This is a genomic window from Cupriavidus sp. D39 (assembly GCF_026627925.1).
Taxonomy (GTDB): Bacteria; Pseudomonadota; Gammaproteobacteria; order Burkholderiales; family Burkholderiaceae; genus Cupriavidus; species Cupriavidus ulmosensis.
Genome location: NZ_JAPNLE010000009.1, coordinates 4,791,522 through 4,811,280 on the forward strand (window position 1 = coordinate 4,791,522; position 19,759 = coordinate 4,811,280).

17 protein-coding genes, 1 tRNA gene and 2 pseudogenes are annotated in these 19,759 nt (G+C 67.4%); 11 read left to right on the forward strand and 9 right to left on the reverse strand.

Features of this window, described 5'->3' with window-relative positions; translation table 11 throughout:
* Window positions 1–192: 192 nt before the first annotated feature.
* Window positions 193–594: a hypothetical protein gene (locus tag OMK73_RS34405; RefSeq protein WP_267605932.1), complete on the reverse strand. Its 402-nt coding sequence runs from the start codon at window positions 592–594 to the stop codon at window positions 193–195.
* Between the two features lie 173 nt (window positions 595–767).
* The gene (locus OMK73_RS34410) at window positions 768–2,210 is read right to left on the reverse strand and encodes a PLP-dependent aminotransferase family protein (protein ID WP_267605933.1); all 1,443 of its coding nucleotides are present in this window, start codon (window positions 2,208–2,210) and stop codon (window positions 768–770) included.
* Window positions 2,211–2,383: 173 nt separating this feature from the next.
* On the opposite strand from OMK73_RS34410, the gene OMK73_RS34415 reads away from it, so the two are divergent.
* Together OMK73_RS34415 and OMK73_RS34420 are read left to right on the forward strand one after the other, a co-directional pair.
* Window positions 2,384–2,758: a hypothetical protein gene (locus OMK73_RS34415; RefSeq protein ID WP_267605934.1), complete on the forward strand. Its 375-nt coding sequence runs from the start codon at window positions 2,384–2,386 to the stop codon at window positions 2,756–2,758.
* 24 nt (window positions 2,759–2,782) lie between these two features.
* Window positions 2,783–3,001 (forward strand): annotated as a pseudogene (locus tag OMK73_RS34420) (pyridoxal-phosphate dependent enzyme); the annotation flags it as partial.
* On the opposite strand, the gene OMK73_RS34425 reads toward OMK73_RS34420, so the two are convergent.
* The gene (locus tag OMK73_RS34425; protein WP_267605935.1) at window positions 2,996–3,301 is read right to left on the reverse strand and encodes a single-stranded DNA-binding protein; all 306 of its coding nucleotides are present in this window, start codon (window positions 3,299–3,301) and stop codon (window positions 2,996–2,998) included. The pseudogene OMK73_RS34420 and the gene OMK73_RS34425 sit on opposite strands and share 6 nt — an antisense overlap.
* Before the next feature lie 223 nt (window positions 3,302–3,524).
* Here OMK73_RS34425 and OMK73_RS34430 point away from each other — a divergent pair, with 223 nt between their 5' ends.
* A complete protein-coding gene (locus OMK73_RS34430; protein ID WP_267605936.1) occupies window positions 3,525–5,147 on the forward strand; it encodes an NAD(P)/FAD-dependent oxidoreductase in 1,623 nt (540 codons plus the stop codon).
* Window positions 5,148–5,154: 7 nt separating this feature from the next.
* Here the strand turns inward: OMK73_RS34430 and OMK73_RS34435 are convergent, their stop codons facing one another.
* Window positions 5,155–6,423, reverse strand: a complete 1,269-nt coding sequence (locus tag OMK73_RS34435) for a TIGR03862 family flavoprotein (RefSeq protein WP_267605937.1) — start codon at window positions 6,421–6,423, stop codon at window positions 5,155–5,157.
* Between the two features lie 181 nt (window positions 6,424–6,604).
* Between OMK73_RS34435 and OMK73_RS34440 the strand changes: the two genes are divergently transcribed.
* The gene (locus OMK73_RS34440; protein WP_267605938.1) at window positions 6,605–6,988 is read left to right on the forward strand and encodes a hypothetical protein; all 384 of its coding nucleotides are present in this window, start codon (window positions 6,605–6,607) and stop codon (window positions 6,986–6,988) included.
* A gap of 61 nt (window positions 6,989–7,049) precedes the next feature.
* Window positions 7,050–7,616 carry a DUF1415 domain-containing protein gene (locus tag OMK73_RS34445; RefSeq protein WP_267605939.1) on the forward strand — a complete coding sequence of 189 codons (567 nt, stop codon included), beginning with the start codon at window positions 7,050–7,052 and terminating at the stop codon, window positions 7,614–7,616.
* Between the two features lie 94 nt (window positions 7,617–7,710).
* Here OMK73_RS34445 and OMK73_RS34450 read toward each other — a convergent pair whose 3' ends face one another.
* Window positions 7,711–8,616 carry a class I SAM-dependent methyltransferase gene (locus OMK73_RS34450; protein ID WP_267605940.1) on the reverse strand — a complete coding sequence of 302 codons (906 nt, stop codon included), beginning with the start codon at window positions 8,614–8,616 and terminating at the stop codon, window positions 7,711–7,713.
* A gap of 100 nt (window positions 8,617–8,716) precedes the next feature.
* Between OMK73_RS34450 and OMK73_RS34455 the strand changes: the two genes are divergently transcribed.
* Window positions 8,717–8,820, forward strand: a tRNA-OTHER gene (locus OMK73_RS34455).
* Here OMK73_RS34455 and OMK73_RS34460 read toward each other — a convergent pair.
* Window positions 8,771–9,718, reverse strand: a pseudogene (locus tag OMK73_RS34460) (bestrophin family protein); the annotation flags it as partial. The gene OMK73_RS34455 and the pseudogene OMK73_RS34460 sit on opposite strands and share 50 nt — an antisense overlap.
* A gap of 332 nt (window positions 9,719–10,050) precedes the next feature.
* Between OMK73_RS34460 and OMK73_RS38535 the strand changes: the two are divergent.
* The 3 genes from OMK73_RS38535 (at window position 10,051) to OMK73_RS34470 (ending at window position 12,947) form a co-directional block, all read left to right on the forward strand.
* Window positions 10,051–10,632: a flagellar assembly protein A gene (locus OMK73_RS38535; RefSeq protein ID WP_324291796.1), complete on the forward strand. Its 582-nt coding sequence runs from the start codon at window positions 10,051–10,053 to the stop codon at window positions 10,630–10,632.
* A complete protein-coding gene (locus OMK73_RS34465) occupies window positions 10,572–11,708 on the forward strand; it encodes a FapA family protein (RefSeq protein WP_324291797.1) in 1,137 nt (378 codons plus the stop codon). Before OMK73_RS38535 ends, OMK73_RS34465 begins: the two co-directional genes overlap by 61 nt.
* Before the next feature lie 729 nt (window positions 11,709–12,437).
* Complete coding sequence (locus OMK73_RS34470) at window positions 12,438–12,947, forward strand: DNA-binding response regulator (protein WP_267605941.1); 510 nt, start codon at window positions 12,438–12,440, stop codon at window positions 12,945–12,947.
* An 8-nt stretch (window positions 12,948–12,955) separates the two neighbouring features.
* On the opposite strand, the gene OMK73_RS34475 is transcribed toward OMK73_RS34470, so the two are convergent.
* Complete coding sequence (locus OMK73_RS34475; protein WP_267605942.1) at window positions 12,956–13,876, reverse strand: LysR family transcriptional regulator; 921 nt, start codon at window positions 13,874–13,876, stop codon at window positions 12,956–12,958.
* Between the two features lie 166 nt (window positions 13,877–14,042).
* Between OMK73_RS34475 and OMK73_RS34480 the strand changes: the two genes are divergently transcribed.
* Complete coding sequence (locus OMK73_RS34480; protein WP_267606618.1) at window positions 14,043–15,158, forward strand: zinc-binding dehydrogenase; 1,116 nt, start codon at window positions 14,043–14,045, stop codon at window positions 15,156–15,158.
* A gap of 228 nt (window positions 15,159–15,386) precedes the next feature.
* Window positions 15,387–17,411 (forward strand): gamma-glutamyltransferase family protein, encoded by a 2,025-nt coding sequence (locus OMK73_RS34485; protein ID WP_267606619.1) that lies wholly within the window; start codon window positions 15,387–15,389, stop codon window positions 17,409–17,411.
* 233 nt (window positions 17,412–17,644) lie between these two features.
* Here OMK73_RS34485 and OMK73_RS34490 read toward each other — a convergent pair whose 3' ends face one another.
* A complete protein-coding gene (locus OMK73_RS34490; protein ID WP_267605943.1) occupies window positions 17,645–18,208 on the reverse strand; it encodes a hypothetical protein in 564 nt (187 codons plus the stop codon).
* Window positions 18,209–18,689: 481 nt separating this feature from the next.
* The gene (locus tag OMK73_RS34495; RefSeq protein ID WP_267605944.1) at window positions 18,690–19,181 is read right to left on the reverse strand and encodes a hypothetical protein; all 492 of its coding nucleotides are present in this window, start codon (window positions 19,179–19,181) and stop codon (window positions 18,690–18,692) included.
* Window positions 19,182–19,759 lie beyond the last annotated feature (578 nt).

Below are 19,759 nucleotides of genomic sequence, written 5' to 3' on the forward strand. Positions count from 1 at the left end.
CAATCCCTATCCCCATCCCAATCCTGTTCGGCGCGGGCCAGGGCTGGCACGCGTGTGGCGCGGCTGGCTTTGTGCCGCCTCGGATTTGCCGGGGCCGCCGCCATGCTCGCTTCGAGCGATAGCATAGGGCAGCAGGGGAGGAAATGGATAGCGTGTGGCGTAAAAACCCCACACATGGCGCCCGCCGGCGCGTCAGCCCCGGCGGGAGAGCTCGGCGATGCGTGCGGGGGCGTAACGGTGCCGCGCGTTCTCCTGTTCGGCGATCAATTGCAGCGTGGCCGCCTGCAACAGCGAGCCGGCGGTCAGGTGCGAGGCCAGGGTGCGCAGTTCATCGAGCTTGCCGCTGGCGGCGGAGTTGGCATGAGTCATCTCAGTCAAGGTCTGGACAGGAACCCGGCCGATGGTATCGGCAAGCCGGGTGGGCCTGCTTTGTCCCTGGTCATGCTCTGTGCGCGCGGCGTTGTCTTTGGTGTCCTGGCCAGCTCTGGCATCGGTGCGCGCCACGCGATGCGCCGCGTCGGCGCGGCGGGCGGTGCATAGGCGCAGGGCGGAGCCCACGGTCTCGATGGCGAGCGGGAGGGAGGGGTGCGGCATCTTGTTCTCCTTGGAGCGCGGCCTGCCGGTTTCGGCAATGTTCGCAAGGATGCCGGCCCGGTCCGCCGCCGCCTAGCGCGCTGCGATGAACGGCGCGATGCTAGGAGCGAATGGTGGCGCGAGGCGACGGATGTGGCGCGCCAGGCCCGTCGCCAGCCATCCAGCATCGGCCGCTATGGCTTGTCCGCCAGGCGCGCCACCACCGCAGCGAGCTTGCGCAACGCCCGCTCGATCTCCGGCGTGAACGGCGTGCCGCAATTGAGCCGCAGGAAATGGTCGAAGCGGTTGGAGTTGGAGAACATCACCCCGGGCACGACCCGGATGCCGGCCGCCATGGCCTGGTCGAACACGGCCTCGGACGGGACCGAGCCCGGCAGCTCGACCCACAGGTGCAGGCCGCCGTTCGGGTTGGAGGCGCGCGTGCCCGCTGGAAACTCGGCGGCAATCGCCTGCGCCACCTGCGCGCGCTGGCTGCGCAATTGCTCGCGCAGGCGCCGCAGGTGCCGCTCGAATGCGCCGGAACCCATGAACTCGGCCGCCGCCATCTGCGCCAGCAACTCATTGGGCCGCGACTGGCTGTACTTGAGCATTTCCACGCGCGCCTGCCACTTGCCCGCGGCGATCCAGCCCAGCCGCATGCCGGGCGCCAGGATCTTGTGCAGCGAGGCGCAATGGATCACGCCGCCGCTGCGGTCCCAGGCCTTGAGGGCGGCCAGCGGCGCGTCGCTGTCCGCCAGCGCGGAGAAGCAGTCGTCCTCGATCAGCGCGATGGCGCGCGCCTCGCACCAGGCCACCAGTTGCGCCTTGTTGGCGTCCGGCATGATGCTGCCCAGCGGATTCTGCAGGTTCGGCACCACCACCACGGCGCGGATGTTGTCGTAGGTCTGCGCCGCCAGCTCCAGCGCTTCGAGCGAGATGCCGGTCTGCGGGCTGCTGGGAATCTCCAGCGCGCGCATGCCCAGGCTTTCGAGGATTTGCAGCAGGCCGTAATAGGTGGGCGATTCCACGGCAATCACGTCACCGGGCTGCGCCACCGCGCGCAGCGCGAGGTTGAGCGCCTCGGTGCAGCCGTGGGTCACCAGGATATCTTCCGGCGCTACCGTGATGCGCGCGAGCAGCGCGTTGCGCGCCAGCACGGCGCGAAAGGCCGGATGGCCGCCGGCGTCGGCCGCGCTGCCGAACAGTTGCGGGTGAAGGCGCAGCGCGCGCGCCGCCGCATTGCGCAGGCCTTCCGCCGGGTACAGCGCGGGCGCGCCGCAGGCGCCGGCAAAGTTCACCGCGACCGGTTGCTGGCGTCCGCGCGCGGTGATGGCGGAAATGCGCTCATGGATGCCCACGTATTGCGCGGGGTCCGGCAGCGCGGCGACCGGCTCCTCGATCGGCGCCAGCGGCCTGTGCCGGTGGTGCCGCACGAAGTAGCCCGAGCGCGGCCTGGCCTCGAGCAGGCCATCGCTTTCCATCTGCCGGCAGGCCTGCAGCGCGGTGGACAGGCTCACGCCGTGCAGCTCCATGAGCGTGCGCACGGAGGGCACGCGGTCCCCCGGCTTCAACACGCCCGTTTCAATGGCGTGCAAGTAGTGCTGGGCAAGCTGGCGGTAGAGCGGGACGGATTCCATGCGGCATGGTGACGCGGCGGCGGCCGGCGCAACAGATACAGATAGGGGCTTCTGTATCGTAACAGATGGTCTGTCATGCCTCTGTTACGGTTCACAAGCCATTGGCGTGTGCCTGTTTTGGCCCGGCCCGCATCGGTAGTCTGGAACCCTGTCAAAGCCAGGGAGCCGGCATCATGCAAAGCTATCGTTCAGACCCGACCATCCCCACCGTCCAGCCTGTCCAGCCTGTACAGCCCACGCGCGCCATGCTGGCTGGCGCTGAGCCGCAAGCCCAGGCGCTCGACCTGGAAAGCAGCCGCGTGCTGCGCTTCCATGCCAAGGCCGGCACGACCCTTTGCGTGCTGGAGGGCGAAATCGAACTCACCGAGGCGCCGCGATGGCTGGCCGGCACCGTTTGGCGCCAGCCGCGCCGCCTGCCGGCCGGCAGCGTCGTGGCGCTGTCGCCGGGCTGGGTGGAAGTGCTAGCCCGTCAGGCCGCCTTGCTGCGGCTGCAGGCCCCTGCGGCAAGGCCCTGGTGGAACCGCTGGCTGCGGCTGGCGCAGGCATGAATCCATGGAGAGCAACACGATGGGATCGTCCATATCGACGTGCCCGCCACGCTGGCCGACGGCCCGCAGACCCAGCACCTTGGCGACCTCACCTTCCCGGTGCTGCGCCGCCTGGTGGGCGATGTGGTCACGGTCAGCGACGCGGAACTGGTCCAGGCCATGGCCTTCTTCGCCGGGCGCATGAAGATGATGGTCGAGCCGACCGGCTGCCTGGCCGGGACAGCCGCCTTGGGGCGGTCAGTCCTGGCGGTCGTGCGCGCTCAGCATGGCATGGGCCACCAGGTCCAGGGCGGGCCGGGTATCGCCGTTCTTGTCAGTCCAGACCTTGGGCGTGAGGCTGCCCGACAGCGCCACGGACTCGCCATCCTCCAGCGCCAGCAGGCCTGCGCGCACCTTGTCGGCAAACGCGATCACATTGACGATGACGGTGTCGCCATCGTTGATCGCGGCCTTGAGCTTGGCGGTCACGTACTGGCTGCCGCCCTGGCCGGTACGCTCGCTGGCGTGGCCGTGGAGCCGGCCGCTGACTAGTGCGTCGATCATCTTGCTTCCTTCCTGGTCTGTTCTGTTAGGCACGCTGGCGTTGGGCACGGTAATGCCTTGCCGGGGTGCGGAAGATCTCACAATTTAGCGGTCTCGTGGCAGAGAATGCGGACCCTGGCCCTAAAAACGATAAAATTGCGGTCCGGCCAGCCCGACGCTCAACCAGAGTGCAGTCAGCGCCCCTTCCAGGGCCGACCCACCGGCCGCAGAATTCCAGGTTCCCATGCTACGTCTAAGTGAAGTCAAACTCCCGCTCGACCATGCCGAGAGCGATCTCAAGGCCGTGGTCCTCGCCCGCCTCGCCGAGCTTGGCGTCAAGGCCGATGGCCTGACCGGGTTCACCGTGTACCGCCGCGCGCACGATGCCCGCAAGCGTTCCGATATCAAGCTCACCTACATCATCGATATCGCGGTGAAGGACGAAGCCGCGGCGATCAAGCGCATGGCCGGCAAGCCGAACTGGAGCGTGACGCCGGACATGGCCTATCGCTTCGTCGCGCAGGCGCCCGCGCCGGGCACCACGCTGCGCCCGGTGGTGATCGGCATGGGCCCGTGCGGGCTGCTGGCCGGGCTGATCCTGGCGCAGATGGGCTTCAAGCCGATCATCCTGGAGCGCGGCAAGGAAGTGCGCGAGCGCACCAAGGACACCTTCGGCCTGTGGCGCAAGAGCGTGCTCAACCCCGAGTCCAACGTACAGTTCGGCGAGGGCGGGGCCGGCACCTTCTCCGACGGCAAGCTCTACAGCCAGATCAAGGACCCGAAGCATTACGGCCGCAAGGTGCTTGACGAGTTCGTCAAGGCCGGCGCGCCGGAAGACATCCTCTACCTCGCGCGCCCGCACATCGGCACGTTCCGCCTGGTGAGCATGGTGGAGAAGATGCGCGCCGAGATTTTCTCGCTCGGCGGCGAGATCCGCTTCGAGACCCGCGTCGAGGACGTCGACATCGAGGGCGGCAAGATGCGCGGCCTGACGCTGTCCAACGGCGAGTACCTGCAGGCCGACCACGTCGTCCTGGCGGTCGGCCACAGCGCGCGCGACACCTTCGAGATGCTGCATGAGCGCGGCGTGTTCATGGAGGCCAAGCCGTTCTCGCTGGGTTTCCGCATCGAGCACCCGCAGGGCATGATCAACAGCAGCCGCTTTGGCAAGTTCGCCGGCAACAAGCTGCTGGGTGCCGCGGACTACAAGGTGGTGCACCACGCCAGCAACGGCCGCGCTGTGTATAGCTTCTGCATGTGCCCGGGCGGCACGGTGGTGGCCGCGGCCTCGGAGCCGGGCCGCGTGGTCACCAACGGCATGAGCCAGTACATCCGTGCCGAGCGCAACGCCAATGCCGGCATCGTGGTGGGCATCACGCCGGAGGATTTCCCCGGCGGCCCGCTGGCCGGCATCGCCTTCCAGCGCCACTGGGAAGAGCGCGCATTCGAGCTTGGCGGGCGCAACTACAATGCGCCGGCCCAGCTGGTGGGCGACTTCATCGCGCGCCGGCCTTCCACCGCGATGGGCTCGGTCGAGCCTTCGTACAAGCCGGGCGTCACGCCGACGGACCTGTCCACCGCGCTGCCCGACTACATCATCGAAGCCATCCGCGAGGCGCTGCCCGAACTCGACAAGAAGATCGCTGGCTTTGCCATGCATGACGCGGTGCTGACCGGCGTGGAAACGCGTACGTCATCGCCGCTGCGCATCCGCCGCAAGGACAACTACCAGAGCATGAACGTGGAAGGCCTGTACCCGGCCGGCGAAGGCGCCGGCTATGCGGGCGGCATCTACTCCGCGGCCATCGATGGCATCGAAGTGGCCGAGGCCGTGGCATTGAGCATCGTCAACGGCAAGGCGGGCTGAACGGGTTTTAGCCTGCGGCAGGCCTGGAAGCTTCCAGCCAGGCCGCAGCCCCCAGCCCGGCCGCGCGCCCGCTGGCAAAGCAGGCGGTCAGCAGGTAGCCGCCGGTGGGCGCCTCCCAGTCCAGCATTTCGCCGGCGGAGAACACGCCCGGCACGGCGCGCAGCATCAGCTGCGCGTCCATCGCCTCGAACGCGACGCCGCCCGCGCTGCTGATCACTTCATCGATCGGGCGCGCGCGCAGCAGGCGCAAGGGCAGCGCCTTGATCGCCGCCGCCAGCCGCGCGGGATCGGCAAATTCCTCCTTTGACAAGCACTCACGCAGCAGCCCGGCCTTGACGCCGGTGATGCCCAGCTTGCTCTGCAGGTGGCTCGACAGCGAGCGCGCGCCGCGCGGGCGCTGCACTGCTTCGGCCACGCGTTCGGCAGACAGGCCCGGCGCCAGGTCGAGATGGATCGTAGCCTCGCCGGTGGCCTCCAGCAGGTCGCGCATTGGCGCGCTCAATGCATAGACCAGGCTGCCCTCGATGCCGCCGGCGGTGATGACGAACTCGCCCTGGCGATAGTGCTCCACGCCATCGCGGTCGCGCAGCCCGAGGGCCACGGCTTTCAACGGATGGCCGGCAAAGCGCGTGTGGAAGTGCTCGCTCCAGGCTACGTCGAAGCCGCAGTTGGCGGGGCGCAAAGCGGCGATGTCCACCCCGCGTGCCGCCAGCAGCGGTACCCATGCGCCATCGGAACCCAGGCGCGCCCAGCTGCCGCCACCAAGCGCCAGCACCGTGGCATCGGCATGAACCAGCCGCTCGCCATCCGGCGTGGCAAAGCGCAGCTTGCCCGATGCATCCTCCCAGCCGCGCCAGCGATGCCGCATATGGAACTGCACGCCGGCATCGCGCAGGCGATGCAGCCACGCACGCAGCATCGGCGCGGCCTTCATGTCGGTGGGGAAGACGCGGCCCGAACTGCCGACAAAGGTCTCGATGCCAAGGCCGTGCACCCAGTCGCGCAGCGCTTGCGGATCGAAGCCAGCCAGCAGCGGCGCGATCTGCGCGCTGCGCTTGCCATAGCGCCCGAGGAAGGGCTGCGCCGCTTCGGAATGCGTGAGGTTCATGCCGCCGCGGCCGGCCATCAGGAATTTCCGGCCGACCGAGGGCATGGCGTCGTACACGTCCACGCGCAATCCACGCGCCGCCAGCACTTCGGCCGCCATCAGGCCGGCCGGCCCGCCGCCGATGACGGCGACGCTGGCGGTGGAGGCGGAAGCGGTGGAAGAGGGCATGGCTTGAATCCGGGGAAACGCAGTCGATCGGGGAATGCAGGCCGCGTGGGGATGCTGCCTGCGGCGGATCGGATTATATAGGGCGGCCCTTCGCCGGGGCTGCGGCGCGGGCTACTGCTAAGATCGCCCTTTCGCCCATTTCACCCATTTCGCGCGCGCCACCGGTTTGCTGCATCTGTCCATGTCCCTGTCGTCCACTTTCTCATTGCCTCGATCCGCCGCGCGCGCCCTCGCGCCGGTGCTACTGAGCCTGCTGGCCGCCATGCAGCCAGCGCACGCGCAGGAGACCGCGCAAGGGCTGCAGGAAAAGGCGATGAAGGGCGATTTCCTGTCGCAGCGCAACCTGTCGTACTGCCTGCAGTCCGGCTGCCTCGGGCTGGAGCGCGACCGCGTCAAGGCCTGCATGTGGCGCAAGGTGATCGTGCTGTCCGGCGAACGCCATGTCACCGACCTGGATACCGCCAACCTGGAGTACGTCTGCGGCAAGCTGGGCACGGCCGAGCGCGATGCGGCCATGCGCCAGGCCGACGCGCTGGCCAAGCAGATCTACGGGCCGCGGCGCTGAGCGGCTTTGGCGTGCCTGGGCGGGAGGCTAAAATAGCGGTTTAGCGCCGCCACTCATCGCCATGCCCACCGCTTCGCCATCCACCCAGTCCGTCATAGACGCTACCCAGCAATGGCTCGAGCGCGCGGTGATCGGCCTCAACCTGTGCCCTTTCGCAAAGGCTGTGCACGTGAAGCAGCAGATCCGCTATGCGGTGAGCGATGCCACCGATACCGAGGGCGTGCTGACCGATCTCGAGACCGAGCTGCGCATGCTGGCCGAGGCCGACCCCGCCGAGATCGACACGACCCTGCTGATCGTGCCGCATGCGCTGGCGGAGTTTCTCGACTACAACGATTTCCTCTACTTCGCCGAGCGTTTGCTCAAGAGCCTGCGCCTGGCGGGCGTCCTGCAGATTGCGAGCTTCCATCCGCACTACGAGTTCGGCGGCAGCGAGTCGGACGACATCGAGAACTACACCAACCGCGCGCCTTACCCCATCCTGCACCTGCTGCGCGAAGACAGCATCGCACGGGCCGTGGCGGCCTTTCCCGATGCGTCGGACATCTACGAGCGCAACCAGGAAACCATGCGCCGCCTCGGCCATGACGGCTGGCGCAGGCTGATGACCGAGGCCGGCGGGCAATAAATCTGGCAATAGGCCGGGTAATAGGCTGGGTAATAGGCCGGGCAATAAAAAACGCGCCGCATCGGCGGCGCGTGGAGGCGGGCTCGGGAACGCCTCAGCCGGCAGCCGCGGCTGCCGGCTCGCCAGCATGGTCCTGCGTATAGAAGCGCGTTTCCATCTCTTCCAGTCCCAGCGTGCGCAGCACTTCACCCAGCCGCTCGGCCGGGCGGCGGCGCGGCAGGTCCTTGTACTGCGCGATGATCAGTTCGTTCTTCATCGAGTGCTCCCAGCCCACCAGTTCGGTCACGCTGACCTGGTAGCCGTGGGCCTCCAGTTGCAGGCAGCGCAGCACGTTGGTCACCTGGCTGCCGAACTCGCGGGTATGCAGCGGATGGCGCCAGATCTCGGTCAGCGGATTGCCGGCCAGCAGCTGGCCCTTGTGCTTGCGCAGCACGCCGGCCACCTCGGCCTGGCAGCATGGCACCACCACGATGTACTTGGCGCGTTTTTCCAGCGCGAAGCGGATCGCATCGTCCGTGGCCGTGTTGCAGGCGTGCAGTGCGGTGACGATGTCGATGGTGGGCGGCAGTTGATCCGACGTGATGGAGTCCGCCACCGACAGGTTCAGGAACGACATGCCCTTGAAATCCAGCCGGCTGGCTAGCTCCTGCGAGCTGCGCACCAGTTCCTCGCGCGTCTCGATGCCGTAGATGTGCGACTGGTCGAGCCGCTCCTTGAAGAACAGGTCGTACAGGATGAAGCCGAGGTAGGACTTGCCGGCGCCGTGGTCGACCAGCGTCACGTCGGGGTGATCCTGCTTGAGATCCTGCAGCAGCGGCTCGATGAACTGGAACAGGTGGTAGACCTGCTTGAGCTTGCGGCGGCTGTCCTGGTTCATCTTGCCGTCGCGCGTGAGGATATGCAGCGCCTTGAGCAGCTCGATGGACTGGCCGGGACGGATTTCGTGGGGGCTGGACGCCGGTGCGGCGGGCGTCTTGGACGCCGGGGACTTCTGGGCCATCTGGGATGTCTGGAACCTGGGGAAAAGCGGTGAGGCGTGCGCCAAAGCCGGACGACGCTGCGCCGGTACAGCGGCAGTTTACCGAAAGTCGCGCTTGCTCGGGCGAGTGGCGCAACCGGCGCACGCTGGCGCAGTCTTGCCAGGCCGCCTAAAGCAAGCAGTAATCCACCGGTTCGAGCGGCGGCGGTAGCTCGGTTTCGCCCATCGCTTCCTTCATGCCGATCTCGATCGTGCGGCAGAGCGCATCGAGCGGCAGGTCGTTGGCGCGGGTGCCGAACGGCTCTTCCAGTTCATCGCCCAGCGCATCCAGGCCGAAGAAGGTGTACGCCACGATGGCCACCACGACGGGCGTGACGAAGCCGATGGTATCCACCAGCCCGAACGGCAGCAAGAAGCAATACAGGTAGGCGGTACGGTGCAGCAGCAGCGTGTACGAGAAAGGGATGGGCGTGCTGTGGATGCGGTCGCACGCCACCGCCGTGGCCACCATGGCCGACAAGGTGCCGTCGATGCCGGCGGCGAGGCAGGGCTCCACGCGGTGCTGCCGCACGCACTGGCCCAGGTCCTCGCCCATGCGCATCATCAGCAAGGCGGGCGCATTGGTGCTGCGCTGCAGCTCGGCAAGCTCCGCCGGGCGCAGCCAGGCGGGGTCCAGGCCGGTGGCGGCGCTGGTGCCGCGCAAACGGTTGCGCAGCGCGTAAGCATAGGCAATCGTGCGGGAAATCATGCGCACGCGCGCGTCGTTGAGGCCCGCCGGCTTATGGCCGGCGCTGTCGGGCACGTTGTCTGCGATCAGGCTGAGGCATTGGCGTGCCAGGTTCTGGCTGCGCACCACCAGCTCGCCCCACAGCTTGCGGCCTTCCCAGAAGCGGTCGTAGGCGGCGGTATTGCGAAAGCCCAGGAAGATGGCCAGCGGCAGGCCGATCAGCGTGAAGGGGATGGCCGTGAGCGTGACCTTGTGCTGGAAGAACGCGCCGTGGCTGATGGTGACGGCAACCGCTACCAGGAAATTCACCAGCAGCACGCGCCAGATGCGTGACAGGATCGAGCCTCGCAGGACCAGGAACAGCCTCGGTCCCGATGGGCGGTCTCGCACAATCATCTGTGATCCCCTGGTGTTGCGGCGCGGCGTTCCGTCAATGGGCAGAAGTGTACATTTTTCGCCCGGGGTTTGCCCTGAGGGCGAGTTGGGGGCGGGCGCGGTGGCTCAAGTTTTCCGCGAACTGGCCGATGGTGTTGTGTGCGTCAGAAGGGACTGAGATCCAGCGTCGCATCAATGACATCCCCGGCTTCAAGGGCCTGCCTGGCAGGCCACGGGCACTGGGCGGCCGCGCCATTGCGCCGCGGCGGCGCAGCACCGCCGAGGCCGGGATTGCGGACGACCCGAGGACGGGGCGGAGACGTCCGGACACGATCCATCAAGGGAACAACCGAATGGAAGACCGGGGACAAGACACAGCGGCCGGCGGTTTGCAGGTCAGTCTGGATGACAGCGCCAGGCAGCTGCGCGCGGCATATGCCGTCACGCCGGGCCGGATGGCACCGGACCGCGCCGCGCTGCAAGAGGCGCTGGCCGGCGGCGGCTGGGCAGACGCGAAACTGGACACCGCCGCGATCGGCACCTTTCTCGCGCAATGCCAGCGCGCCACCGCGGGGGCATCCGTGGAGGCGCTGATCGGCGAGCTGACGGACGGCTATTTCGATCTCAGCGTCAGCAGCGACAACCTGAGCGTGCGGCTCAACCTGCTGCCGCCGCAGGGCGGGCGCGAGGTGACGCGGGACGAAATCCGTGCCGCGCTGGCCGAGCGCGGCGTCAAAGCCGAGCCGGACAGTGCGGCCCTGCGCGGCGCGGTCGAGGCGGGCTATTGCGACGGGCTGGAGATTGTCACCGGACGCGCGCCGTTGCCCGGCACGCCCGCGCGCTTCGAGAGCCTGCTGGCTCCCCCAAGCCGCTGGTGGCCGAGGACGAAAGCGGCCGCATCGACCTGCGCGACCTGGGCACGCTGTTGCTGGTGAATCCCGGCACGCCGCTGATGCGGCGCATCCCGGCCCGCCAGGGCAGCGACGGCGTCGATGTCTTCGGCAAGGTTGTGCCCGCCGTGCCGGCCGCCGATCCGCCGTTCGCGGACGGCCTGACCGGCGTGGCGCCCGATCCCGCCGATCCCGAGGTGCTGGTGGCCACGATCTCAGGCTCGCCGGCCTTGCTGGCGCAGGGCGCATCGGTGAGCCCGGTGGTCGATGTGGCAGCGGTGGACATGCACTCCGGCAACATCACCTTCGACGGCACGCTGCGCGTCAACGGCGATATCAAGACCGGCATGACCGTGCGCGTGACCGGCGATGTCATCGTCAGCGGCACCATCGAGGCCGCCCATGTGGAGGCGGGCGGCAATGTGGTGGTAAAGGGCGGCATCATCGGCAAGGCCGAGGGCACGCATCAGGCCGCGCAGCAGGGCGCCGACAGCGCCGTCGCGCTGGCGCGGGTGACCTGCAAGGGTTCTGTGCATGCGCGCTTCATCGAAAGCGCGGTGGTCGAGGCCGGCACCGAGGTCAAGGTGGAAAGCGGTATCCGCCAGAGCGACGTCGCCGCCGGGCGCAGCATCGTTGCCGGCAGCCCCAAGGGTGGCCAGGGCAACATCACCGGCGGGCGCTGTCGTGCGCAACTGGCCGTGCGCACCGCCACGCTTGGCGCCTCCGCAGGCACCGCCACCACCGTGCAGGTGGGCACCAATCCCTATGCCGAGACCGAGAAGGCCGAGGTAGAGGCCCAGCGCCGCCAGCTCGAGACCGAGCAGGCCAAGGTGCAGCAGCTGGTCAGCTTCTTCGCCAAGAATCCCGAGAAAGCCGTCGGCGACCTGCGCGAGAAGGCGCGCGCCACGCTGTTCAAGCTCACCCGCGACTCGATTGCGCTCGACGCCAGGCTGGCCAAGCTTGCCGAGCAGCTACGGCCGTCTCCCGAGGCGGTGATCGAGGTGAGCCGGCGCATCCACGGCGGGTGCAGCCTGCATATCGGGCCAAAGTCGATGAAGATCATGGAGGACAAGCCGGGCGGCCATATCCGGCTGGTGGAGGACCGCATCGCGCTGGTCTGAGCCGCGTTTCCCTCCATCGCACACCGGTCGCCGCGCTTCTAGCGCGGCGTTTTGCATGTGCGCCCGGCAGGGCGAACTTCAGGCTGCTGGCAAAGGTGCAAACCAGCGAAAGGGATAACCCAACGACTCGGTTTAGCCGTGTGACTCGCCCCCAGGCGGGGAACACCCCAACGCGATGCGAAGCGAGCCGTTAAGGTTTGAATCTCCCGTTATGCGGCGAGGAGTCTTTCGCCGCATCCGGGTCGCCTTCTTTGCCTACTTTCTTGGCGAGACAAGAAAGTAGGTCGCCTCCCCGTAGGGGAGGTGAAACTGCAGTTGCTCTTGACGTTAAGCAGTTGATTTTGTAGTTAAGCAGCGCGGATGGTGAACAAGTAGGCGTTCGAAGGCCAACGCCACATCCAACGCCCGCCCTCTCCCCCGCCCCACTCGACACGCTTGCTCTCCCGCGTGCAGGAGACGGGAGCGCGACAATGTAGATCAACCTTCGTCAGCAAGCTGACGTGCATCCAGAACAAGATGCGGAACATGTTACGTGACGCGTAACACCCCGCGCCGCCGCCCAGGCCGTGGTGCCGGTTGCCCCGCGCCAGCAACAATCCCTTGCCAGGCAAGGCCGGGCGGCCTGTCCCGCGCGGTACGGCAGACCGGCCTGGCGGCTGGCACGTGCCTTGCGAAGTAGCCTGCCAGGCGCTCTCGCCGGCGCCGTTCCAGGAAAACAAAGGAGGAATCATGGACGTGGCACTCACCAGCCGGGCAGGCGTCGACAGCATTATCCCGCGCGGGCTCTCGTCGGGCTTGCCTGCGGCCATGTCGCCAAGGCCGCTAGCCCGGCTGCCGCACGCGGGCCGCGGCCCGGCACGGCTCAAGGCGGTGGTGATCGACGAATGCGCGCTGCTGCGCCTCGGCCTGACCCGCATGCTGGAGAGCATGCCAGGCGTGGAACAGGTGGATGGCGCGGATCCCGACGATCTCTCGATGCACGGAACGACGATCCGGGAGGCCGGCTTGCTGGTGTTTGGCATGCCGCAGGACGTGACCAGCGGCTGGCGCCTGCTGCGCAAGCTGCGCGGCATGCTGCCCGCCCAGCGGGTGCTGCTGCTGTCGGACAATATGTGGCTGCACATGCCGCCGCCGGAGATGGGCTACGGCATCTGCTGCTGCCTGCCCAAGACCGCCGCCCTGGTGACCCTGGAAGCCGCTATCAGCAGCATGCTCGAGGCCGAGGTGCTGGCCGCCTGAGCCGCGCTTCAATCCACCCCGGCCGCATCTGCCACGCCGGCGATCCTCTCGCGCAGCCAGAGGATCGCCGGATCGGCGTGGTTGCGCGGGTGCCATGCCGCGAACAGGGAAAACCCGTTCGCCTCGAAGGGCAGCGCAAAGGCGTCCAGCCGGTCGCCGTAGCGTTGCGCCAGCCGGCAGGGCAACGTGGCCACGTAGTGGCTGTGGCTGAGCAGTTCGGGCACCAGGGTAAAGGTCTGCAGCGATAGCACCACCTTGCGCCGCCGCCCCAGCGCCTCCAGTTGCTCATCCATGTAGCCGTGGAAGCTGCCGCCGCTGGTCGACACCAGCACGTGATCCAGTGCGCAATACGCATCCAGGTCCAGCGGGCGCATGCCGCGCGGATGGTGCTTGCGCTGGACCATCACGAAGCGCTCGTCGAGCAGCTTCCTCGCCTTCATCGACGGCGCCACCATCCGCTCGGAGCCGATCAGCAGGTCCACCTCGCCAAGCTCCAGCCTGGCGCCGATGGTGGCGGGATCCGCCGCCACGAACGCCATCTGCACACCCTGGCCCGCCATCCCCGACAAGGTCTCCATCAGCCGTAGCCCGAGCACGGCGATGGCATTGTCGCTGGCCGCCACCACGAAGCGCCGCGTATCCGTCAGCGGGTCGAACGCCGCGCGGTGGCGCACCACGGATTCCAGGTTCTTCAGGGCCGCATGCAGCGGCTCGGACAGCGCGATGGCCAGCGCCGTCGGCGTCATGCCGCGGCCCGTTTCCGTGGGGATGAGCAACGGGTCGCCAAAGACATGCCGCAGGCGCGCCAGCTGGGTGGAAACCGCGGGCTGCGTCAGGTGCAGGCGTGCCGCGGCCCGCGTGACATTGCATTCCGCCAGGAGCGTATCCAGCGAGACCAGCAGATTGAGGTCGAATGCCTCTGAGATCAATCATGTTGATAGGTCGGATATCAGTAATTGATTTCAAAGATAGGTCGGCGGTGCCTAGAGTGCAATCGTGCGCGCGCATCGGCGTGCCATCGCATCGGAGGACAACGACATGGACAAGGACATGAATTTGAAGCCGGACCCGAACCCAGCCCTGAACCAGATCAACATGAAGGCCTGGATGCTCGACCAGCTCGGACAAGCCCTGGCACTCCGGGATGTGCCCGCGCCGCAGCCGCGCGCGGGCGCGGTGGTGGTGCGGATGGAGGCGGTGCCGCTCTTGAGCTACACCCGTGCGTACCTGCAAGGCGCGCTGCCCTACGCGTACCCGCCGGGGCCCTTTAGCCCCGGCACCAATGGCATCGGCCGTATCGCCGCAGTGGGCGAGGGCGTGCAATCGCTGCAGGTTGGCCAGCGGGTCGCCGTGAATCCGCTCTGGCGCAGCAGCGAAGCCGGGCCGGAGCCCGAGCAGATCCTGATCGGCCTGACCGGCATCAGCGCTGGCAGCGCCGCCATGCTCGCTGCTTTCCCCCACGGTACGCTGCGTGAATTGGCCGAGATGCCGGCCTCGACCCTGATCCCGCTGCACGGGCTGGAGCACCTGAGCGCCGCGCGGCTGGCGACGCTGGCCAAGTTCATCGTGCCCTTCGGCGGCTTGCGCCGCGGCAGGCTGCAAGCGGGGGAGACGGTGGCCATCAATGGCGCTAGCGGGTACTTCGGCAGCGCGGCGGTGATGGCGGCGCTCGCCATGGGTGCGGCCAGGGTCATCGCGCTGGGGCGGCGCGCGGCGCCGCTGGAACGGCTGGCCGCGCTCGGTAGCGGCCGGGTGGTGCCGGTGATCCTGCATGGCGATGCCGACGCGGACGTTAGGGCGATCCGCGCCGCCGCGGGCGGCCGGGTCGACCTGGCCTTCGATATGGTCGGGCAGGCGAGCGATGCCAGCGCCACGCTCGCGGCGCTCAAGAGCCTGCGGCGTGGCGGGCGGCTGGTGCTGATGGGCAGCATGCAGGTGCCGCTGCCGATTCCCTATGGCGAGATGCTGCGCAACAACTGGGAGTTGATCGGCCATTTCATGTATGAGAGCGCCGACTACCTCGCCCTGGTGGCACTGGCAGCCTCGGGTCAGTTAGCGCTGGATGCCGTGCAGGTGGAGACCTTTGCCTTCAGCGAACTGGAAAGCGCGATCGATGCGGCGGGACGCATGGACGGACTGGCCTGCACGGTCGCGCTGCTTGGGGGGCGGGAAGTGACTTGGGAGGCGGCGGCAATGCCGCCGAAGGCATGATGCGCATCTTGCAGCACTCCCAAGTATGAACCACGTTCACTTGTCTGTAAATTCAGACATGTAGCTATTCAGTATCGCAAATGGCAGGTCTATGTTGACTCTTCGTCACAACCGCTCCCCATCAACAGCGATTGCGGCGATCGACGAGGGAAGCGTCGATTTTCTGAAGCCTCAACATAAGACAGGAAGAACATGCCAAAGACTGCTCACGAAGCGGTGACCTCGCCTATGCATCCGGCCGCCACCCGCTTCACCCCGACCCGGCTGAGCGCCATCGCGCTCGCTTCGCTGGCGCTGACCCTGGGTGCCTGCGGCGGCGACGATCCCGTTGCTACCACCCCGGCATCGACCACGCCCGCTGTAGTCGCGGGCTGCGAACTGAACGGCACCACCGGCGGCGAAGCCGTGGTGCTGCCGGGCGACCCCAACGCCCCGGAAATCGCCACCGGCTATGCGCCGAAGAACACGGTCTACGCCAAGACCTATATGGCGGTGACCAACAACCCGGTCTCGACCAAGGCCGCCTGCGACGTGCTGAAGAACGGCGGCACGGCGGTGGACGCCGCGGTAGCGGCGCAGATGGTGCTGAACCTGGTCGAGCCGCAATCGTCCGGCATCGGCGGCGGCTCCTTCATCATGTACTACGACGCGGCCACCAAGAAGGTCACCGCTTACGACGGGCGCGAGATGGCGCCGGCCGCCGCCGACGGCAACTACATCCAATGGAAGTCCGCCGCCGACCAGACCCTGCCGGCGCCCAACCCGACGCACAGCGGCCGCTCCATCGGCACGCCCGGCACGCTGCGCGTGCTGGAGCTGGCGCACGGCGAGCACGGCAAGCTGGCCTGGAAGGACTTGTTCTCTCCCGCCATCAAGCTGGCGACCGATGGTTTCCCGATTCCGCCCCGCATGGCTGCCGCGATCGCCTCGGCGGTCAGCAACCCGGTCACGGCCCCCAGCATCAAGCGCGATGCCGAGATGGCCGGATATTTCCTCAACGCCGACGGCACCCCGCGCGCGGTCAACACCATCATCAAGAACCCGGCGCTGGCCAATGTGTTCAGCGCGGTCGCCACCGGCGGCGCCGACGCCTTCTACAAGAATGGCCCGATCGCCCAGGCAATCGTCAACAAGATCCAGACCACGTACGGTGGGACCGCCACGCCAGGCGTGACCACCGTGGCCGACCTGGAGAGCTACGTCGCCAAGAAGCGCACGGCGGTCTGCACGACCTACCGCGAGTACGAGATCTGCGGCATGCCGCCGCCGTCCTCCGGCGGCATCGCGGTGGCGCAGATCATGGGCATTCTCGAGAACTACGAGATGTCGCGCTACGCGCCGTCGAACATGGACAAGAACGGCGGCCGCCCGAGCGTGCTCGGCGTCCACCTGATGGCCGAGGCGGGCAACCTGGCCTATGCCGACCGCAACAAGTACGTGGCCGACACCGATTTCATCGGCCTGCCGGGCGGCAGCTGGGAGAGCATGCTGAACAAGCCCTACCTGCGCAAGCGGGCGGACCTCATCAGCACGGTGGGTTCCATGACGCTGCCGGTCGCCGCGGGCGACCTCGGCGCCGTGCCGCTCGCCCCGTCGATCATCAACGAGCACGGCACCACGCACCTGTCGCTGACCGACAAGTACGGCAACGTCGTCTCGATGACCACCACCATCGAAGCGGGCCTCGGCTCGTATCACTTCACCAACGGCTTCCTGCTCAATAACCAGCTGACCGACTTCAACGCGGCCCCCGCCGATGCCGGCGGCACGCCCATCGCTAACCGCGTGCAGCCGGGCAAGCGCCCGCGCAGCTCGATGGCGCCCACGCTGGTGTTCAAGCGCAACGCCGACGGTTCGCGCGGCGACTTCTACATGACCACCGGCTCGCCGGGCGGCGCCAGCATCATCCAGTACGTAGCCAAGACCCTGGTGGGCGTGCTGGACTGGAAGATGGACGCGCAGCAGGCCGTGTCGATGATCGACTTCGGTGGCTCGAACAGCGCCGCCAGCGGCATGATGGTCGGTGGCGAGCATCCCAACGTGGATGCCACCAAGCCGGCCGGCGGCCTGGCCGGCGACAACGACCCGCTGGTCAAGGGCCTGCGCGGGCTCGGCCACGTGGTCAACGTGACGGCGCAGTCGAGCGGCCTGAGCGCCATCATCCGCACCACCGTGGGCGGGTCGACGGCGCTGGTCGGCGGGGCCGATCCGCGCCGTGAAGGCGTGGTGCTGGGCGATACGTTCAAGCCATAAGCCGGGACGGAAGGGATTTGCGGAAATTTCTCAGCATGCATTAGGAAATGGCTGATAGGTCGAAGCGAGTCCGCTCGCTACAGTAGCCACATACCGCTCTCTCCCCGGGGGTGGTATTCCCGATGAGGGCCTAATCCCTTGGTCCTCTTTCCGTAGCGCTGCATGCTCTCGCATGTGGCGCTATTTTTTTGCCCGTCCTTTCTTGCCTCCCGCCGTTGCGTCACGGGAATCGCTTACCAGACCCGGATCTTGATCTGCAGAGAGATGCAGCCATCCACCTTTCCCCGCATCGTCGGCACATAGAGCAGGTTCGCACCCACGCGCCCGTACTCGATGCTGATCACCGGCGCCGCCATCGGCGACCAGCCACCGTGATTGACATCCGGATACCCGCGCACCGCGCCCGCCGTCCCGCCGATCCGCACCGGGCCGAGATGCAAGGGCTGCCAGGTGACGCTGGCGTAGGTGGAGTGGCGGCGCATGCTGTTGCGGTATTCGCCCGCGGACAGGGTGAAATCCTCGGTGACGCGGACATCGGCGCCCACGCCCCAGTTGGCCGCGTTGTAGTGCGCCGCATGATTGAAGTGGTACGAGAAAAACCCGGCGTTCAGCCAGACCTGCGGGCTGAAGGCGGGCGTCGGCGTAGCCTTCGCCGAATCTGCTGGCGTGTCTGGCGGTGTGCTGTCATCCGCGCGGGCGGTGACGGCCCACAGGGATGCGCCTAGCGCAAACACCATCAGGAGCTTGCGCGGAAAAAGGCGATACCTCGCCGCGCCAGGAACTGGATAAGCATCCATGGCCGCTTCCTTGTCGATTGTCTTGGCTGGGAGCTGGCTGGACGCGACGCGAATCGGCGCGTGGGCGCAGCCATCCTGCGCGAGTCCGGCGTGGCGCCGGCGGCCCTAGGTGGCGGCGGTGTGCATGGTGTTCCCCGGTTGCGTGGCAAGTGCGAACGCGTGCCGTGTACTGCGCGGCCGGTTCGTCATCGATCCCGGCGGCCAATTGGATTGGCGGGCCGGCGTTATATTTGTCGTGTTACCAGCCTGGTGCTTCGGCGCGGGCTATTCAATCAATCGAATGCCGTAAGCCTATGGAGGGGATTGGAGGGCAAGCGGATGTCAACGTCCCGGTAACACGTGACGTTCCGCGAGCTTGCGCAGGCAGGCAGGGGAGGGTTTAGATACCGCTGGCGGCTGCCAGGCGGCAGCCCCAGGACATAGCGCGATCAGGCGAACACGCGTTCGACAATGCGGGCAGGGGTGCGCCGCGGCGCTCGGGTCATGCGGGAGACGCGCTGGCCGAATTCGCCTGCCTGTGCGCCATCGCACGCCAGGCCGGGTGCGCGGTGCAATTGGATGGCTCCGCACGCATGCCTTGCGCGCGCACGTCCGGAAAATCCGATACGTCGAGCCAGACCGACAGGAAGGCGCCCATCGCATCCAGCAGCGTGTCCGAGTTGATGCCGGTCGGCCCGCCCACCTTCGGGCAGATGACCAGGTGGGTGCCCTCGTGCGAATACACGCGCAGCGTCTTGATCAGGTCCGCCGGCTGCAGGTGATGCTCCGAGCAGGGCACGCCCTGGAAACCGAACGCCAGCAGGAATTCCTCCTCCTCGGCCTTGCCAGTGCAGAGAATCACCTTGGGGCGCATGCGCCGGCGCTGCTCCGCGATAAAGCGGAAGCGCCCACCCTGGCGGCAGAATTCCACATAACGCCAGCTCGGGCTGAGGCACGGGTTGCGACGAAAGGCCTCGATCTGCGAGAGGTCCATCTGCTGCGGCTTGGGCAGGGGTAGAGGTTGAGCTTGAACTCCCAGCCGTGCGGCGCGTAAAGGTACTGGTCGAAGTAGCCGCGCCAGTCCAGCCCCGGCATGGTTTCACGCAGCGTTGCCGCGCGCGTCGCCGCCATGATGCGGGCGAGGCGCTGGTGCGTTTGCCAGCGCGGCATGTCGTGCCGGTGGCGCTCGCGGAATGCGCTGTCCCAGGCAGGCGGCTCATGCACCGGTACCAGCGAGGCACCCGGCGAAGACGCAAGCAGGTGCGGCTCCTTGTCGCATATCCAGACAGCCGCGCCGATGTTCCCTCCCTCCATGCCGGCGTACGAAGAGAAATACGCGTCCAACTCTTCACTGCTGAAAACTGATGTCATTTGATTCCCCATTCGTCGTTGCCCGTCATGCAAGCCCCAGTCGGTGCATGGGGCAGTCGACAGGGTTTCCCGCGTAGCAGCGGCATGGCGCCGTGCCGTCGATGCGCACGCGTTGCCTGCCGTGTCGTTGTTGTCGTGCTTCGCCTGGCCTGCTTCGTGCGCACCCGCTTGCCGGACGGGCGCACCATGCTTGGCCGGATT

Bases quoted from the DNA above. Each gene is read 5' to 3' on its own strand.
- OMK73_RS34405 (WP_267605932.1), bottom strand. From the start codon at position 594: ATGCCGCACCCCTCCCTCCCGCTCGCCATCGAGACCGTGGGCTCCGCC.
- OMK73_RS34410 (WP_267605933.1), bottom strand. From the start codon at position 2,210: ATGGAATCCGTCCCGCTCTACCGCCAGCTTGCCCAGCACTACTTGCAC.
- OMK73_RS34415 (WP_267605934.1), top strand. From the start codon at position 2,384: ATGCAAAGCTATCGTTCAGACCCGACCATCCCCACCGTCCAGCCTGTC.
- OMK73_RS34425 (WP_267605935.1), bottom strand. From the start codon at position 3,301: ATGATCGACGCACTAGTCAGCGGCCGGCTCCACGGCCACGCCAGCGAG.
- OMK73_RS34430 (WP_267605936.1), top strand. From the start codon at position 3,525: ATGCTACGTCTAAGTGAAGTCAAACTCCCGCTCGACCATGCCGAGAGC.
- OMK73_RS34435 (WP_267605937.1), bottom strand. From the start codon at position 6,423: ATGCCCTCTTCCACCGCTTCCGCCTCCACCGCCAGCGTCGCCGTCATC.
- OMK73_RS34440 (WP_267605938.1), top strand. From the start codon at position 6,605: ATGTCCCTGTCGTCCACTTTCTCATTGCCTCGATCCGCCGCGCGCGCC.
- OMK73_RS34445 (WP_267605939.1), top strand. From the start codon at position 7,050: ATGCCCACCGCTTCGCCATCCACCCAGTCCGTCATAGACGCTACCCAG.
- OMK73_RS34450 (WP_267605940.1), bottom strand. From the start codon at position 8,616: ATGGCCCAGAAGTCCCCGGCGTCCAAGACGCCCGCCGCACCGGCGTCC.
- OMK73_RS38535 (WP_324291796.1), top strand. From the start codon at position 10,051: ATGGAAGACCGGGGACAAGACACAGCGGCCGGCGGTTTGCAGGTCAGT.
- OMK73_RS34470 (WP_267605941.1), top strand. From the start codon at position 12,438: ATGGACGTGGCACTCACCAGCCGGGCAGGCGTCGACAGCATTATCCCG.
- OMK73_RS34480 (WP_267606618.1), top strand. From the start codon at position 14,043: ATGAAGGCCTGGATGCTCGACCAGCTCGGACAAGCCCTGGCACTCCGG.
- OMK73_RS34485 (WP_267606619.1), top strand. From the start codon at position 15,387: ATGCATCCGGCCGCCACCCGCTTCACCCCGACCCGGCTGAGCGCCATC.
- OMK73_RS34490 (WP_267605943.1), bottom strand. From the start codon at position 18,208: ATGGATGCTTATCCAGTTCCTGGCGCGGCGAGGTATCGCCTTTTTCCG.
- OMK73_RS34495 (WP_267605944.1), bottom strand. From the start codon at position 19,181: ATGGACCTCTCGCAGATCGAGGCCTTTCGTCGCAACCCGTGCCTCAGC.